Genomic DNA, 927 nt, shown 5'->3' on the forward strand with positions numbered 1-927 from the left:
TCTCATAGGCGATCCCGTGCTGCAAGATTACGGTCGGATGAGTACGCGCGACTTATACTCAGCCTTTGCTCAACATTTAACTGAGCGTCCGCCAGGACTTACGTTGTGATGCGGGCCGCACTTAGCGACCGCTCAGTGCGTCATGCAGGCATCACAATGTTCGATGCAAACCACCCAGTTTGTTAGACTGACCTCACATTCTATTTGCGATTCACTAATGCTAGCTTCTCGCAATCAAAACGTCCGAGGAGCCTAGGGCCTGTTGACATAAGTTGGCATCCAGAGTTTGACCGAGGCCAGAGCCAGGAAGCCGAGGTATGATGCGGCGGTTTTGTCGTAGCGTGTGGCGATGCGCCTGAACTGTTTGATGCGATTGAACATTCGCTCGATACGGTTGCGGTCCTTGTAGGCCTTGAAGTCGCAGGCGATGGTCTCTCGACGGTTGGATTTGGGTGGGATCACCGGCAAAACCCCCTTCATCAGGAGAGCCGTGCGGACCTCGTCGCCGTCGTAGCCCTTGTCGGCCAGCATCATCCTGGGCTTGGCCACAGGCAGTTCGATGAGGGCTGCGGCGGCCTTGTAGTCGGAAGCCTCGCCGCCGGTCAGGACGAAGCCAAGAGGGCGGCCTTGACCGTCTGAACGGGCGTGGATTTTGCTCGTAAAGCCGCCGCGGCTTCGACCAAAGCCTTCCTTATGAGTCCCCCCCGGGCTCCGGCGGCCTGGCTGTGGCCCCGGATGGTGGTGGAATCGATCATGTGGCTCCAGTCGTCGGTGAGCCCAAGCTCTACAAGGCTTTCCAGCATCGCGTCCCAGACGCCTTGCTCCGCCCAGCGCCGGAACCGGACATAGACCGAGTTCCATTTTCCGTAGCGCTCATGCATGTCGCGCCAGGGACAGCCGATCCGTAGCACGTAGAGCATACCGTTC

General features: G+C 58.7%; 1 protein-coding gene and 1 pseudogene. Both read right to left on the reverse strand.

Going from position 1 to position 927, the window contains the following annotated elements:
- Positions 1–252 precede the first annotated feature (252 nt).
- The gene (locus P4U43_RS17920) at positions 253–861 is read right to left on the reverse strand and encodes an IS5 family transposase (protein WP_277359952.1); all 609 of its coding nucleotides are present in this window, start codon (positions 859–861) and stop codon (positions 253–255) included.
- A pseudogene (locus tag P4U43_RS18035) lies at positions 861–920 on the reverse strand (hypothetical protein); the annotation flags it as partial. The pseudogene P4U43_RS18035 and the gene P4U43_RS17920, both read right to left, overlap by 1 nt.
- Positions 921–927: the final 7 nt, after the last annotated feature.

Source organism: Arthrobacter vasquezii, assembly GCF_029455255.1.
GTDB classification, from domain to species: Bacteria; Actinomycetota; Actinomycetes; order Actinomycetales; family Micrococcaceae; genus Arthrobacter_D; species Arthrobacter_D parietis.